This is a genomic window from Desulfuromonas acetoxidans DSM 684 (assembly GCF_000167355.1).
Lineage (GTDB): Bacteria > Desulfobacterota > Desulfuromonadia > Desulfuromonadales > Desulfuromonadaceae > Desulfuromonas > Desulfuromonas acetoxidans.
Genome location: NZ_AAEW02000001.1, coordinates 202,768 through 218,043, shown reverse-complemented (window position 1 = coordinate 218,043; position 15,276 = coordinate 202,768). Strand labels below are relative to the sequence as shown.

12 protein-coding genes are annotated in these 15,276 nt (G+C 51.8%); all 12 read left to right on the top strand.

Translation table 11 applies throughout. From position 1 onward, the window contains the following. The first annotated feature begins 47 nt into the window (after positions 1-47). The 12 genes from DACE_RS00895 to DACE_RS00840 all read left to right on the top strand — a co-directional run bounded on the left by DACE_RS00895 (position 48) and on the right by DACE_RS00840 (position 15,259). On the top strand, positions 48-1,253 hold the full coding sequence (locus DACE_RS00895; RefSeq protein WP_005997573.1) for a TIGR04063 family PEP-CTERM/XrtA system glycosyltransferase: 1,206 nt from the start codon (positions 48-50) through the stop codon (positions 1,251-1,253). Between the two features lie 8 nt (positions 1,254-1,261). Continuing rightward, the gene (locus DACE_RS00890) at positions 1,262-2,422 is read left to right on the top strand and encodes a glycosyltransferase (protein ID WP_005997571.1); all 1,161 of its coding nucleotides are present in this window, start codon (positions 1,262-1,264) and stop codon (positions 2,420-2,422) included. Between the two features lie 91 nt (positions 2,423-2,513). Beyond that, entirely contained in the window at positions 2,514-3,758 is a 1,245-nt protein-coding gene (locus tag DACE_RS00885) for a carboxylate--amine ligase (RefSeq protein ID WP_005997568.1), read from the top strand. A gap of 46 nt (positions 3,759-3,804) precedes the next feature. Further along, positions 3,805-4,197, top strand: coding sequence for a four helix bundle protein (locus DACE_RS00880; protein ID WP_005997566.1), 393 nt, complete (start codon positions 3,805-3,807; stop codon positions 4,195-4,197). Positions 4,198-4,230: 33 nt separating this feature from the next. After that, positions 4,231-5,238 carry a polysaccharide deacetylase family protein gene (locus DACE_RS00875; RefSeq protein ID WP_005997565.1) on the top strand — a complete coding sequence of 336 codons (1,008 nt, stop codon included), beginning with the start codon at positions 4,231-4,233 and terminating at the stop codon, positions 5,236-5,238. A gap of 60 nt (positions 5,239-5,298) precedes the next feature. Continuing rightward, complete coding sequence (locus DACE_RS00870) at positions 5,299-6,672, top strand: phenylacetate--CoA ligase family protein (RefSeq protein WP_005997563.1); 1,374 nt, start codon at positions 5,299-5,301, stop codon at positions 6,670-6,672. Between the two features lie 173 nt (positions 6,673-6,845). Continuing rightward, positions 6,846-7,631 carry a M55 family metallopeptidase gene (locus DACE_RS00865; protein ID WP_005997561.1) on the top strand — a complete coding sequence of 262 codons (786 nt, stop codon included), beginning with the start codon at positions 6,846-6,848 and terminating at the stop codon, positions 7,629-7,631. Between the two features lie 11 nt (positions 7,632-7,642). Beyond that, positions 7,643-9,721 carry a hypothetical protein gene (locus DACE_RS00860; RefSeq protein WP_005997559.1) on the top strand — a complete coding sequence of 693 codons (2,079 nt, stop codon included), beginning with the start codon at positions 7,643-7,645 and terminating at the stop codon, positions 9,719-9,721. Positions 9,722-9,728: 7 nt separating this feature from the next. Continuing rightward, positions 9,729-11,549 (top strand): asparagine synthetase B family protein, encoded by a 1,821-nt coding sequence (locus tag DACE_RS00855; protein ID WP_005997557.1) that lies wholly within the window; start codon positions 9,729-9,731, stop codon positions 11,547-11,549. Positions 11,550-11,569: 20 nt separating this feature from the next. Then, positions 11,570-12,100, top strand: a complete 531-nt coding sequence (locus DACE_RS00850; protein WP_005997555.1) for an acyltransferase — start codon at positions 11,570-11,572, stop codon at positions 12,098-12,100. Positions 12,101-12,121: 21 nt separating this feature from the next. Beyond that, positions 12,122-13,675 (top strand): oligosaccharide flippase family protein, encoded by a 1,554-nt coding sequence (locus tag DACE_RS00845; protein WP_005997553.1) that lies wholly within the window; start codon positions 12,122-12,124, stop codon positions 13,673-13,675. Positions 13,676-13,699: 24 nt separating this feature from the next. After that, positions 13,700-15,259 (top strand): hypothetical protein, encoded by a 1,560-nt coding sequence (locus tag DACE_RS00840; protein WP_155808924.1) that lies wholly within the window; start codon positions 13,700-13,702, stop codon positions 15,257-15,259. Positions 15,260-15,276: the final 17 nt, after the last annotated feature.

Sequence of the window (15,276 nt, the reverse complement as noted above, 5' to 3'; positions counted from 1 at the left end):
ACTCAGAACTCAGAACTCAGAACTCAGAACTCAGAACTCAGGTTTTTATGAAAATTCTCCATATCCTTGATCACAGTCTGCCGTTGCACAGTGGCTACACCTTTCGCAGCCAGAACCTGTTTCGCGCCCAACGCAAACTGGGTTACGAGCCGGTGATTGTGACCTCACCGAAGCACGAAGAGAGTTGGCAGGGCGACTGGGCTGACAAGGAAGAGATTAACGGATTTACCTATTATCGAACCGGTGCCACACCGTCCTTGCCGGGACCGATGACCAGCGAAGCACGGTTGATGGTTGCCCTGGCCAGGCGGCTTTATCAGGTGGCACGAGAAGAACAACCGGTCATCCTCCATGCCCACTCGCCGGTTCTCAATGCGCTTCCGGCTTTGTGGGTGGCGCATAAACTCAAGCTGCCGTTGGTCTATGAAATTCGTGCTTTCTGGGAAGATGCCGCAGTTGATCACGGCACCACTCAAGAAGGGTCGCTACGTTATCGGCTGACCAAAAGGATTGAAACCATGGTGTGTCGGCGGGCGGATCATGTGGCCATTTTGTGTAATGGCTTAAAAAATGACTTGGTGGCGCGCGGCATTGGCGCACAGAAAATCACCCCGGTATTCAACGGTGTTAACCCGGATGATTTTCAACCTTGCCCGGCAGATGAAGAATATCTGGACAGCTGGGGGCTTGCCGGCAAAAAAGTGATCGGCTTTATCGGCTCGTTTTACCGATACGAGGGGTTGGATCTTCTGGTGCGTTCCTTTGCGCGAGTTGCTGAAAATCAGCCCGATACCGTGTTGTTGCTGGTCGGTGGCGGTGAGATGGAGGACGAGCTTAGGGCCTTGATTGCATCCCTGGGGCTGACGGATCGCGTGGTGATGCCCGGTCGTATTCCCCATGAGCGGGTGCCGGGGGTCTATGCCATGATCGACATCTTGGCCTATCCCCGTTACTCCATGCGTCTCACCGAGCTGGTGACGCCGCTCAAACCCTTGGAGGCGATGGCCATGGGCAAGGTGCTGGTGGCCAGTGATGTCGGCGGTCACAAAGAACTGATCGACGATGGTCAAACCGGGGTGCTGTTCAAGGCCGGGGATGAACAGGCTCTGGCCGAACGTCTGCAGATGTTGCTCGACAATGACCAGCAACGCGAGGCGCTGCAGCAGCAGGGGATGCGCTGGGTGCGCGAACATCACACCTGGCAGCAGACCACAGCGGTGTATCAGGATATTTATGCGGCGATCAAGCGATAGGTGAGCGGATGAAGGTGCTGTCGTTTTCATATTGTTTCCCCAATCAGGACAACCCGACTTGGGGGATCTTTGTCTACCAGCGTCTCGCCGCCTTGGCCCAGCAAACGGAGTTGAAAGTGTGTTCGCCGGTGCCCTGGTTTCCTCTGGTGACTGGAACGGCCAGTGACGCAAACGAACAGTGCTGGAACGCCATGTCCGTGTTCCGGCCCCGTTTTTTTTATATCCCGAAGTTTTTTAAAAATTCTGATGGCCGCCTTTATGCGTCAGGTTTGCGCCGCTGGTTGGGATCTCTACAAAAAAGCTGGCAACCGGATCTTCTCGACGCCCATTTTGTCTGGCCGGATGGCGTTGGTGTGGCACTGCTGGCGCAAAAACTTAATATTCCTTACGTGATTACCCTGCGCGGTAAGCTGTATGAGTGTCTGAAGGACGACAGCCAGACCCAGCAATGCCGCCGGGCTTTGCTGGGAGCTCAGGCGGTGATCAGTGTTTCATCGCGCATGGCCGAAGAAGCGGTTCGTCTGGGTGTTGATACCCAGCGATTGACGGTGATTCCCAATGGTGTGGATTTGAAACATTTCCGCATCCGCGACCGGCAGAAATGCCGTGAAAAATTACATCTACCCGCAACTGGCCGCCTGCTGGTGACCGTGGCTCATCTTGGCCCCCGCAAAGGGCATCATGAAGTGATCGAAGCCCTGGCTGCGCTGCCGGATGATGTGCGCCTGATCATTGTAGGTGGCGATGCTCAGGGCGGTAGTAAGGAACAACTGCTGGAAGTGGCGAAAAAGCATGGCGTTGAAGACCGACTGATTCTGCCCGGGCGACAGGGGTATGACCTGATTCCCTATTTTTACAGTGCTGCAGATATCAGCGTGCTGGCTTCATACCGTGAAGGCTGCCCCAACGCGGTGTTGGAAAGTCTGGCCTGCGGGACACCGGTGGTGGCCACCGATGTGGGGGCAGTTGCCGATATTCTGCCCCAACCGGAGTGTGGTCGGATGGTGCCAGCGCAACAGGTGGCCCCGCTCAAACAGGCGTTAAGCCAGGTGCTGGAGAAGACATGGCCACCGCAGCAGGTGCGTTCTGCCAGCGGTGTGCGCAGTTGGGATCAGGTGGCCGAGGAAGTTTATAAGGTCTTTGAGAAAGTGCTTAGTCCTGAGTGCTAAGTAAAATCTTTCAGAACTCAGAACTCAGAACTCAGAACTCAGAACTCAGAACTCAGAACTCAGAACTCAGAACTCAGAACAGGAGTTCCTTATGCAACAAGTTAAACCATTCAACACAACATTGAAGCAGCACGAGCGGTCCCGTCGTGTTCTGGCCATTGTCGGCGACACCCAGGTTGGCTTGTGGGTGGTTCGCAGCCTGGCGCGCCATGGCTTGGAAGTACATGCCGTTACCAATACCAAGGACGGCCAGTCGGCTCACAGTCGTTATTCGGCCAGTGCCTGGATTCTTGATCACAAGCCGCATGAGTCCGGTTTTGACGATGAGATACTGACGTTGGTCCGGCAGTTGGATGTTGGATCGATCATGCCGGTCTCGGAAGGATTTCATAACCGCCTGATTTCGATGCGGGATCAGCTTGATGCAGCTGAGGTTCATCTGTTTTCGCCGTCGCGGGACAACTTTGACAAGGCAACCGACAAAGATTACGTCCACCAACTGTGTCTCGATTTGGAGATCCCGGTGGCCAAAGGGATGTGTCTGGATGAACTGATGGAAGCGGGGGCGGAATCGACCTTGCAGTACCCCTTGGTGTTACGCACCCGCAAACAGAATGTCGATGCCGGCAAGGTGCCGGTCAAAGCCGCCTACGCCCGAACTCTGGAGGAGCTGCTCAACTGGCATCGCCAATTTGAGACCTTTGCCGACAATGTTCTGGTGCAGGAATATCATCCCGGAGCGGAAGAGCACGTGCAGATTCTCATGCACGAGGGCGAGATGTTTATGACCGGCGACTATATCGGTGAACATCATATGCCCCTGGCAGGAGGTGTTACCGTCCAGCGCATCAGTTGCCATCATCCGGCGGTGATTGATGACACGGTCAAGTTGCTCAAAGCGCTTAACTGGCAGGGGATTGCCGGAGTGCAGTTCCATTACGATCCGGATACCGGAAAGTATATTTTTCTCGAGATCAATCCCCGCTTCAGCGGTGGGCTGCCCACGGTGGTCATGGCTGGGTTCGAAGCACCGTTCAATCTGTGGCAGAGCCATTTTGAGCCGGAGAAGATGCGTAAAACACCTTATAAGATCGGCTTGCGGTCACGCATCCTCGGGGGTGAATCCAACTGGTTTCTCGGTCAGATGCGCCGCGACGAACTGCCGCCGGGACAAACGCACCTTGGTCGCTTTGAAGCGGCCCTGACTGTTCTGTGGAACTGTGGCCCGTGGACCAAGGATGATTCGTTCCTGCTCGCCGATCCGAAACCCTTTGCTGTTGATTTCAGGCAAATGCTGAAAAAGCTTGGCGCACGCGGGCATGAAATTGTGAATTAAAACACCGTGCGAAGTGCTTAGTTCTGAGTGCTGAGATTGGAAATGTATGGCAGCGGTTCGATGTTTTGAAGATTTGATCGCCTGGCAAAAAGCCAGAGCGTTGGCACGTTTGATCTACGGGATAGCGCGCGAAACAGCATTGGCACGGGATTTTGGTTTACGTGACCAGATTCAACGGGCAAGTGTTTCTGTTCTATCGAATATTGCCGAAGGGTTTGATCGGTCTTCGCCGACTGAGTTTCATCGTTTTTTGGTGATCGCCAAAGGTTCTTGTGCGGAAGTGCGGGCCCAACTTTACGTTGCTTTTGATGCGCAATTGATTGACGCGACGCAGTTCGGCGAGGCAAAGGCATTGGCAGAGGAAACCTCACGTGTCATTTCAGGCCTACGTCGCTCCATTGAAGCTCAAAAGAACAAGGATAAGGACCGTGGCGACTAAGGACTCAGAACTTCTCACTCAGGACTTGCCGTTATGAACCCAGGAGTTTACATCACATTTGATGTCGAATGCAGCATGGGCGGGGCGTGGCAGAACCTCCAGCTCAAACCTGTTTCGCCGCAATTGGGCATGATGGGCGACTATGGCGACAAGCGCTACGGGGTTCCTTTGATTTGCGACATCTTGCAGCAGCGAGATCTCCAGGCGACATTCTTCGTTGAACCGTTTAACGATGAACTGGGCTACCCGGGAGAAACGGAACCGGTTGTACGCTATCTGGTGGAGCAGGACCAGGATGTCCAGCTGCACATTCATCCGAACCATGTTCATTACGGGCAGATGCAGGCGGGGCAGTCTCATGTCCAAACCGATCAGATGGCGGACCTTCCCCTGGATGTTCAGCAACAGATGGTTACAGAAGGGTCGAACCGATTGGAGCAGTGGGGTGCACCAAGGCCTGTTGCTTTTCGCGCCGGGAATATGGGCGCGTCTGAAGAGACCTTGGCCGCTCTGGCAAAGGCTGGCATTTGGATCGACAGCAGTTATACGTTTCCTTATGTCGGTGGCCAATGTCGTTTCAATGAACAACAACGCTACAACGGCGGCAAATGGTACGGCGATGTGCTGGAAGTGGCGCTTTCCGCGTATCAACAGCCCAAGGTGCCGGGACTGCACCCCTCTAAGCCGGTTGATCTGATGGGCTCGTCGTTTGAGGAGTGTCGTGATGCGGTCAAGATGATCTGCGATGCCGGTGGTGAAGCGGTGCTGATTCTGCACAGTTTCAGTCTGTTTAAAGTGCGCGACAAGCAATACCACGATGGCAAGTTGAACCGCATCGTCACGCGGCGTTTTGAAAAGTTCTGTGACTGGCTGGATGACAATCGCCAAGCTTATCCGCCACGTACGTTTTCTGATCTAGCTCATCTGGTGAAAGAAAAGAACTATCAACCCAAAGCGGTGGAACCCTGCCTGATAAACCGGCCCCTACGGGCGCTGGTGCGTAAAGCGGTGCAAGGGGTGAATAATTTTTATTGGGTTTAATTCGAGTCCTAAGTTCTCAGTACTTAGTACTAAGCACTTAGAGCTGAACGTTGAGGTTTTATGATCCCGATCATTGCACGTCAAATTTTCAAAATGCAGGAACAGTTGCTGGGACGGGAGAGCTTTTCCATTCTCGGTCAGTTGTTGCAGTCTGAGTATTGGGGCCGGGAACGTCTGCGGCACCTGCAGTTGGAACGGTTTCAACGCATCGTTCAATTGGCCTATCAGCATACGCCGTACTGGCGCACACTTATGGATCAAAGGGGGCTCTATCCTCAGACGATTCAGTCTCTGAAAGACTTGCAACGCTTCCCATTCCTCAACAAAGAGATCATACGCAACCAGCGTGAAACCATGGTGTGGAAAGACGAAGGCAAACGCGTGCAACTGGTGCGTACCAGTGGTTCGACCAACGAAGCATTGGAGTTTTATACCTCATCGACGCGCGAGGCGCAGATCAATGCCGCTCGGATGCGTGGCCATGAATGGGTGGGGATGCAACGGGGTGAAAAAGAACTTTACTACTGGGGATCACCGGTAGAACTGAGCAAGCAGGACCGCATTAAGCAGGTGCGTGATTGGCTGATCAATGATGCGTTAACCAATGGGTTTGAAGTCACACCCGAGCGCTTGAAGTCCTATTTCGCTCAATGGCTCACGTGGCGACCCAAGTGCATTTTCGGCTATCCGAGCACCTTTGTCTTGACCGTTACCATGGCCCAATCGTTGGGATTGGACCTGACGGAACTGAAAAGCAGTGGGTTAGCCATGATTATCACCACCAGTGAACTGCTGTCCGATATCGACCGTGAGCTGATCGAGCAGGGCTTTGGCGTGCCGGTTTACGATTCCTACGGTTTGCGTGAAGCCGGGTTGATTGGTCATGAATGTAGCTATGGCACCATGCATTGCATGGATGAGCAGTTATTTCTGGAAACTATTGATCCGCAAACACTGCAACCGACAGAGGGTGAAGGAGAGCTCGTGGTCACTAATCTTGTGGGGCCGGCCTTTCCCATGATCCGTTATCGCACTGGCGATATTGTCACCCTGTCCCAAAAGCCGTGTGCTTGCGGCCGGACGCTGTCTTCGGTCTCCATCAGCGGTGGGCGCGCCGTAGAGTTTATCGTTACCAAGGCCGGTAAGTGGGTGGTGGGGTATTCGTTTATCTATATCGCCCGTGCCGTTAAAGGGATCGTCAAATTTCAGGTGGTCCAGGAAGAGATTGGCGCGATTCACATTCGCCTTGTCACCAATGATCAGTTTCCGGCCGATGGCATTGAGCAGGTCAGGGCTAAGGCGACTCAGCGCCTCGGCGGTGATGACCGGATCGAAGTGGAACTGGTTGATGAGATCAAACCGGCGCGTTCCGGCAAATACCGGCCGGTGATCAGCAAAGTTGCTGAAGAGTTGTATTTGAAAAGGCAGTTCTAAGTTGAAGAGAAAGTGCTTAGTCCTGAGTTTTGAGTACGAAGTAAAACCTTTCAGAACTCAGAACTCAGAACTCAGAACTCAGAACTCAGAACTCAGAACTCAGAACTCAGAACTCAGAACTCAGAACTCAGAACTCAGAACTCAGAACTCAGAACTCAGAACTCAGGGTTTTTATGAAATTCATGATCGCCGTAGATTGCGAAGGTGTTGCTTGCGTGGTCGGTGAACCCGGCGGCTCGCTGACGCGTTCCCTCAACATGACGTTTGCCCGTGAACAGGCCACGCGGGAGACCAATGCGGCGATTTGTGCTTTGTTTCAAAGTGGTGCGACACAGGTCGTGGTTTGGGATAACCATGGCGAGGGAGCCAATTTGCTGTTTGATCAGCTGGACTCGCGGTGTGAGATCGTTCTCGGTACGGGATTCCTGCGGCGTTTCCCTCGGCTTGACGCCAGTTATACCGGGGTGGTGATGATCGGTTATCACGCCAAGGCCGGGACGACTGACGGTGTTCTGGCCCATACCTATTGCTCGGCGGCCTATCGGTGTATCCGCGTTAACGGGGCAGAAGTGGGAGAAATCGCCTTGGATGGTGCCGTGGCTGGAGAATTCAATGTGCCGGTGATTTGTGTTGTCAGTGATCAACACGGCTGCGACGAAGCGTTACAGCACATGCCGTGGTTGGAGACGGTGGCGACAAAAGAGGGCTTTGGTCGTCATTGTGCCTGGAGTAAACACCCTTCAGCGGTTGAAAGAGAGATTGAACAGGCGGTTGAGCATGCGGTTGCGACTCTGACCGAAAAAAAGCCGTTCCGGTTTGATTTACCTGTGACCATGGAACTGCAGTTTACCTCATGGAGTCGTTGCCTTAAAGCGATGATCCGACGATCGGGCTGGCGGCTGTGCCAGGCGAAAACTTTGCGTAAAACATTGTCGACCATGTTGGAGTGGCAGTGCTGAAAAAGGACGCGATGAAAAAGCACATAAACCGCAAAATATACGACTTTCTGCGGCCCTTGGGGGTGTCTGCCCTGCTCGTGGTACTCAGTTGTTCATCAGGATGGTCAGCGATTTCACCGTCGCAGGTACTGGTGTTGTATAACGCCGACTGGATTGGTGATGAACCCTTGACCGAGGCGGGCCAGGATTCGCAGGAGATCGCTGAGCATTATGTGCGTATGCATACCGATCCGCAGAGCGGTGAAAAACCCTATATCCTCGGGTTGCACTGCCAGCATGGTATTAAAGTCCTTGATGAGGCCCGTCATCTCAACACCGAGCACCTGGCCGAGAGCAGTGATGACAATAAGGCCGGAGTTGTGGCAAAGCGCAGCTATCTGTTTGGTCCGTCACCTCAAGACGATCAGTTACGCGACAGTCGCCTGGTTGAATTTGTTCTGCCGGGTGGGCGTTCCAAATGGCGGCTGCACACGCTGCAGATGACTTTAGAACCGGATGATGGCAAGGCGTTGACTCTGGTCAAAGATGGTTTGATTGAAGCAAAAGGGAAAATTGCCGGTAACAACAGCGATGATTGGACTATTCGGCTTAATGCGAAAAGCTTTGCCGACGGAGATGTGACGATTCAGGCATCCTGTAGCGATATCCAGGGTAGGGTGCATTCCTGGCAGGCCGATTATGTCGACGCCGATGAGGTGGAACTTTCCTGTACTGGCCGTGACGGTAAACGGGATGACCAGCATTTTCTCGATGATGTTGCCGCACCGGTCAAAGCGTTTCTCGAAGATTCGCGCAACGCCCGTGATGATGGAACACTGCTCAAAGATCACATTTTATTCATGGTGGTTTGTTACGGCCTGCCGCGTACCGCTGTTGCCCCTTGCGGGATAGCTCGCGGCATAACGAATCAGATCAATAATTTCGGCTCCATCATCGATTTTGGTCAACGTCTGCAACTCCTTTACTATGATCTCGACAGTGTTGCCGGACGAAAAGTTAAAGCCCAAAAGTTCACTGCTCAAGGGGCATTCAGCAATTATTTTTTGCGCTCTCCCCAGACCAGGCCATTGTTTGGTACGGCCAATCCGTTTGTGCATCCCCAGGTGTACTCCGCCAATCCTTCTTTTGAAAACGGTCCGCAACCCTTACCGTTTACTCCCGCCAATCGGCGTCAGCATGAAGAGCGCTTCGTTTATTTCGTCAGCCGTATTGACGCCCCTGATCCCTTACAGGCCAAAGCACTGATTGATCGGGCTGTATACGCCTCGAAGTATGCCGGTCCTGCGATGGGGATCTTGCCCGGTAAAACCTATGACAAAGCAAAAAAACGGGTGGGGTATCTGGAGCGCTCATCTGCCGGAACGTCTTTGTGGGAGCACGGTTATCGTCACCTTTACTACGGAGGACAGGGGAAGAACCTGCTGGAATGGGGACGCCTTATAACTGAAGATGGCTTCTTGAACGATGATATCTCCTATCTCCCCGGCGGCATTGCGGCGACGGTGATCTCCCACAATGGCTGGAAGAAAGGGGAAATGGTCGAGGATCTCAAGCGCGGTGTCACGGCAACAGCCGGTGCCGCCAAAGTGTATCGCGGGGCTCCACACATCCACAACAAAAGCTGGTGGGACGATGAGGTTTTTTATCCGGCCCTGTCCCAGAAAAAAACACTGGGCGAAACCTGGCTGATGAATCAGGTGAATCTCGGGTGGATCACGACGTTTGTTGGTGATCCGTTGATGACGTGGGGGGGCGAACAGGCTGTTTCTCCAATGCTACGTTTTGACCCTGATGAACATGTCAGGTTTTTGGTGACGAAGAATCGCGATGTTTGCCTGTTGGTGAATTTGCGTGGTACCGCGAAGCAGCCCCAAATCGTTCAACTGCAAGCGGTCTCTGAAAACGGAAAAAAGGTTGTCAGCGCGACATTTGACGCCAATCCAGCATTATGTCTGGGGAAAAAAGACGAATGTTCAGAAAAATGGCTGCTGACGCTGATGAATCCGTTTGGGGAAAAAATTGAGCAAGAAATTGTCGTCGATTGTGAAACGTCTCAAAAGACGTTTGCGCATAAACGGGAAATGGAATAGGCGTCGTATGAAAATAGCAGCAGTCTTCGGTTCTGTAGGGCCCTATTCATCGAAAGAATATGTCGAACGCATGTGTCAGGCTCAAGTTGTTCAGCACTGGCATTCGGTCGATGTTTTTGACGTCCCCGGGGGGGCCATCGGCGTTGTTCATACGTCGGAGCGCTATGGGGTTATTCCGATGCTGGTGAAAGGACAAAACGGCAATGTGCTGGTAGTTTCAGGGGTTCCGACCAAGTCGGGTCAATTGAGACCCTTTTTGCAGCAGATTGTCGAGATGGAGACAGCAGAGGCTTTTCAGGCCCTGACTGAAATGGATGGTGCCTATGCCGCAGTTTTCTGGCAGGAAAAAGAAAAGAAAGCGTTGATGGTTCCTGATTTTATGGGTTTTCAACCGATCTATTGTCATCGCGCTCAACAAGGGATTGCCTTTGCTTCGGAAATAAAAGCCTTTTCCATTGGCGGAGTTGTGCCGGTGCAACCTGACCCGGCAGGTTGGGGGGCTTTTGTCACCTTTGGGCATATCGTCGGAGAGCAGACGCAATTGGCCGGTGTTTCCAGAATCAGAGGGGAGCGCATGTGCTATGACCCCGAGAACAATGACCTGACCAAGGAGCTTTATTGGAACTGGCCTGAGCGCTCGCGGGACACGCAATTCGAGGAGATTTCCACGGAGTATATTTTAGATTGTTTTGGCCGTGAGGTTGACGCCTATCGGGAATATGGGGTGCAAGACAACACCTTATTGATGAGCTCCGGTTTTGATTCCCGCTTCATTCTCTGTTTGCTCAACGAAAAAGAGATGCCCATCAAGACCCTTTCGGTGATCCACCAAAAACATTTTGGTGGGGCCGAGGGAAAACTGGGCTATCGCATGGCCCGGCATCTGGGAGTTGAACAGGCCCGTCTTGTTGATGCGGTGTCCGGCCATGAGGGAGAAGTTGCCAAAGATCATTATCTGGTGATGAATGATGTGGCCACGCCTGGCCGCGGGCTGTTTATCAGCAATGTCTCTGCTCGGGTTGAAGGACTGTCCGGTGGAGTCTGGGAAGGATTTGCCCCGGGCTATACATTGACCCAACTCACTGACCGGGATATGGACACCTATTTGGCGAAAAAAAATTTAACTACTGAGTCCAACCGCTGGCAAGATGCCGCGGCTGTTTTTTCAGAGGATTTTCTTCACGCCATGCAGAAAGGGGTGCAGGAGAATATCCGCCGCGAGCGTGGCCTTTATGGTGAAGATGACTACGGCGTCATGCGCTTTATTTTCAAGAATCGGGCACTGAACAGAACGGTGACCAATCCTTTGAAGGTCTATGCAAATACCGTGATGCCTTTTACGCCGGGCATGTCGGCTCGATTCTGGGATTATATTGCGTCAATTCCCCCTTTAACAATTGAAGATTCGGAGCGGAAGTTATTCAGGAAGATCTATTGCAATGACTTCAAAAAGGCCTGCGAAATTCCTTTTTGCAGTGAAAAAGGGTTATTCGCGGGAGATGGTCGTTTCAGTGCGGAGATCTCCTGGAAAAATTTTCTTTATTCCCTGCACTACTACTACGAACGACGGCGGAAAATTCCGCTTGTCGGTTCTCTCTTTGCCAAGGCCCCTGTTGAGACGAATACCTATATTGATGATTTTCTCAGGCAACATGACATGGATCTGAAAAGATCTACCCATCCTGGTTGTGATTATATTAATCGGGCATTTTCGTGGCAGGAAACAGAGGGCGCCAACGTATTGTTTCAGCGCAATAAAGAGAAGAACCTTCTCTATTATTTTCTGTGCTGGGTAGATGTTATGGAGGGCAAGCTGACTGTTCACTGAGGCTGTACCAAGGAGGCGATATGTCTGTTCCCAAGCTGTTTTCATGGATTCGCGGCGGTCTGGTTCAAGGGCCTGGTTATGGCTATTACATGCTGTTCTGGTGGTTGTACACCGAACGGACATTACGTTCGAAGGCCGCGGTATCGCCCTATAACCGCCTGCGCAAGTTGTTGTTGGTCAAGTCGGGGATTGTTATTGGCGAGGGAACGGAGATCGGCTTTGGCAGTTTTATTCTCGGGATAAGCCGCACGCCACCGTCCGTAACCTTTGGCAAACGTGTAGCCGTGGCGCCTTATGTCGTGTTTGTTGCCAGCAGTTACCCCGATAACTCTCGGCTGGCGTATCACCCTGAAGCCAAGGGGCTGGTTCAGAAGACCGCACCGATTTTGGTTGAAGATGATGCTTGGATCGGGGCGCATGCGGTCATTTTCCCCGGTGTTACCGTGGGGGCTTCGGCCATTGTTGCTGCTGGTGCTGTGGTGAGACAGGATGTGCCGCCAAAATCGATTGTTGCCGGTGTGCCGGCTAAGGTCATACGCACGCTGGATTAACCTTTAAGATGATGGGCTTTTATGCCGAGTAGACGAAAATTTCTGCGTAATCTGGCGATCAACTGGGGAGGGCATATTGCCTCCCTCGTGGTGATGTTTTTTCTATCGCCCTATGTGGTTGGTAAGCTGGATGCTGTTTCTTATGGTATCTGGAGCCTGCTGACCGTGCTGATCGGCTATATGGGGATTTTCGATATCGGTGTCCGTTCAAGTGTTGGTCGTCATATTGCGTTATTTCTGGGTAAAAAAGATCAGACCGGAGTGGATGAGACGATCCGGGCCGGTTTTGCGATTTTCACGTTAACCGGTGGGCTGATTCTGCTGGTGGGTGTTGTCCTTGGCTGGTGTTTTCCGATTTTTTTCAGAAATGTCCCGGCCGAATATTATGACACAGTGCGATTGTTACTCCCTTTTATGGCCGTTAACCTCTGGTTTTCTGCGGTTGCGGCCATCTACTCCAATGTACTTACCGCCCATGACCGTTTTGATGTTGCCCGGTCCATCGACCTGTGTGTTTTGCTGATTCGTACCGCCGCAACGGTGTATGCCTTGTATTCCGGTTGGGCCCTGTGGGGACTTGCCGGAGCCCTTGCCCTGGCTAATTTTTCTTCCCTTGTTTTCAACCGGATCGGCGCGGGTAGAATTTATCCCGCATTGCGCAGTTTTCCGTTGCTGTTTTCGCGCAGCCGTTTCAAAGAACTTTTCGGCTACGGTTTTTATGCGTTTATCTCAAATGTGGCCTTCAAAGTTATCGGGCAGAGCGATCTTGTTATTGTCGGGGCTTTTTTAAGTGTCGCTTCAGTTCGGGAATACAGTGTTGGCGCCATGCTGATCTATTATTCGGCGCCGTTTATCAGCATGATCGGCATGACCTACTTTCCTTCCGTTCAAAAAAAGGTTGCTGCACAAGATTTTTGCGAAGTTAAAAAGCTTTTGAACAGTCAGATCCGCATTTCGTTAAGTTTTGGTCTGCTGGTTTATCTGGGGCTCGTTTTTTACGCCCAGCCCTTTATCCGTTTGTGGATGTTGCAGGACGGATTTGATCTGCACAGTGTGACCATGGCCGCCAGTGTTATGGCGGTACTGGCTCTTTCCAAGATCCCGACGCTCTACCTGCTGCCGTGCATCAATGTTTTGTCGGCCATGGGCCATGTCCGATTTACCGCCAAGCGCGCGGTTGTCGAAGCCGTGATGAACGTTGTTTTCTCATTACTGTTTGTCATGCTGTTCAACATCGGGCTTGTTGGTGTCGCTGCAGGCACCCTGACCGCACGTTTACTCATATCGGCGGTTGCGGTGCCTTATTATCTGTGCCGGAAACTCGACACTCCCTTGGCGGGGTTTGTCTATGGGAACTTGTTGCCCGGAGCTTTCGCGGCGGTATTATTTAGCCTTTATTGTCTCTTACTGCAAAATCTGTGGTCTATCGAAGGCTGGCTGAGTTTCTGGGAACATGTTGGGTCGGCCATCCTGTTCTGGTGTTTGATCCTTCTGACGATCCTGTTGCCCCACGAAGACAGGACTCGATTACTAAAAAAAGTGAAGAAGACCGTTTCGATCAAAGATGCCGTTTAGAATTGAGATGCATGTTGAATTTATATGATTTTCTCCAATGGAGGGGTGATGAACGTTTCGTTTAAGTCTTTTTGGAATGAATTGTTGGACTTGCCGGGACCGGTAAGAGCTGCAGTGGCGAAGAAAGAGCTGGCCAGACTGGCACAAAAGCACCGCCTTGATAACTCTTCACTTGTCCAGGGTGTTCTTGCTTTGTCGGAGATCCTTGGTCCTTTTGAGGATTTGGATGAGCCGGTTAAAGCGCAGTTTGTTGCGCTAGCCACACACTATTTGGCGGAAAAGGCTTTCCAATCGGAGCCCATGGTTCGAGTTGTGGCGCGAGGTTCCCTTTATCGCTTATGTGTCAAAACGATCAAGGCTGGCTGGAACATCAGAAAGAGATCGATGTTTGTCAGCCGTGTGTTGATTTTTGCCGGTCGCAAAGGAACCCTTTTGCTTGAATGGTTGGCAAAAAGGCTTCTCGATCTGGCATTTAAGATTGGCTGGTATCAGGCTCCCGTTCTCAACATGTTGTTTCGTGCGTGTCGATTGGACCCTAAAATCGTTGTCGATGAATATGTTCAGCAGATCCCCGCATCGCCCTGTTCCTCTCCGGTCTTTCATGGTAAAGGAGCAAAATCGAGGGCCTGTGCGCTTATCGGCATCGACTTTTTGCCCTCCAATGGCAAGCTGTATTTCATCGAAAGCAACTTTAATCCCGGTCACTATATCGATCGGCATTTGTGCTCTCCGAATGGCGATCCTTTGTTCCGCCACATGATGGAATACGCCAAAAAAGAGGGCCTTGACCAGCTGCTTTTTTATCCGACGGGGTTTCAAAAATATTTCAACATTCAAGTGGAAGCCGCCTGGCAAGAGATGGCTCAAGCAGACGATTTTCGGCTCGGCATTATTGATGATGCCTTTTTGGGCTCTCCGCGGGACAGAAGGATCAGCGCTGATGTGGATTACTCCGATGACCGCACCCTGTATGTTATCAGCCGCTATTTTGATAACCCTTTGGCCAATTTCGTGGTGCGCAAGGGCGTGATGGAAGCAAACATAGCCACTTACAATGAAAACGTCGAGGCCAAGGACAGAATACGGCTTCCCGGAGCTGTAGATCACGAAACTCTGTTGGCGAAGGAAATCGGAAGGGATGACCGTTTTCCCAATATTATCGTCAAAAACAAATACATTGATCAAGCCCTGGGAATCCATCTCTATAAAACAGATTCCATTCCGCAGATTGCCAACAATAACGACTACGTTGTCAGCGAATACGTTGTTCCCGACACGATCAAGAAAAATGAGGAGGGTGAATCCAGAGAATACGTCTATCTGTTCAGGACCTATATGTTGATTACGCCTGATGGACCTGTTTATGCCGGAACCCGCAAAGATGTTTCCGGCACCGCGATTCCGGATCATTTAGAAGAGGGGGAAGTTACTGACATTGCCCCTTATATTACCAATCTGACCACTGATGGGGATTATTGTGTCCCTTTTAGTGAAGAGGAAGACCAGCTTTGTAAAACCGAGACAATGAAGGTGGGGCGTTTGCTGCATCAGTTTTTAAAAGAAAAATACGATTTGACCGCCTGATGGAGGTTTATGGCGTA

Coding starts and splice junctions, on each gene's coding strand:
- DACE_RS00895 (WP_005997573.1), top strand. CDS start 48: ATGAAAATTCTCCATATCCTTGATCACAGTCTGCCGTTGCACAGTGGC.
- DACE_RS00890 (WP_005997571.1), top strand. CDS start 1,262: ATGAAGGTGCTGTCGTTTTCATATTGTTTCCCCAATCAGGACAACCCG.
- DACE_RS00885 (WP_005997568.1), top strand. CDS start 2,514: ATGCAACAAGTTAAACCATTCAACACAACATTGAAGCAGCACGAGCGG.
- DACE_RS00880 (WP_005997566.1), top strand. CDS start 3,805: ATGGCAGCGGTTCGATGTTTTGAAGATTTGATCGCCTGGCAAAAAGCC.
- DACE_RS00875 (WP_005997565.1), top strand. CDS start 4,231: ATGAACCCAGGAGTTTACATCACATTTGATGTCGAATGCAGCATGGGC.
- DACE_RS00870 (WP_005997563.1), top strand. CDS start 5,299: ATGATCCCGATCATTGCACGTCAAATTTTCAAAATGCAGGAACAGTTG.
- DACE_RS00865 (WP_005997561.1), top strand. CDS start 6,846: ATGAAATTCATGATCGCCGTAGATTGCGAAGGTGTTGCTTGCGTGGTC.
- DACE_RS00860 (WP_005997559.1), top strand. CDS start 7,643: ATGAAAAAGCACATAAACCGCAAAATATACGACTTTCTGCGGCCCTTG.
- DACE_RS00855 (WP_005997557.1), top strand. CDS start 9,729: ATGAAAATAGCAGCAGTCTTCGGTTCTGTAGGGCCCTATTCATCGAAA.
- DACE_RS00850 (WP_005997555.1), top strand. CDS start 11,570: ATGTCTGTTCCCAAGCTGTTTTCATGGATTCGCGGCGGTCTGGTTCAA.
- DACE_RS00845 (WP_005997553.1), top strand. CDS start 12,122: ATGCCGAGTAGACGAAAATTTCTGCGTAATCTGGCGATCAACTGGGGA.
- DACE_RS00840 (WP_155808924.1), top strand. CDS start 13,700: ATGATTTTCTCCAATGGAGGGGTGATGAACGTTTCGTTTAAGTCTTTT.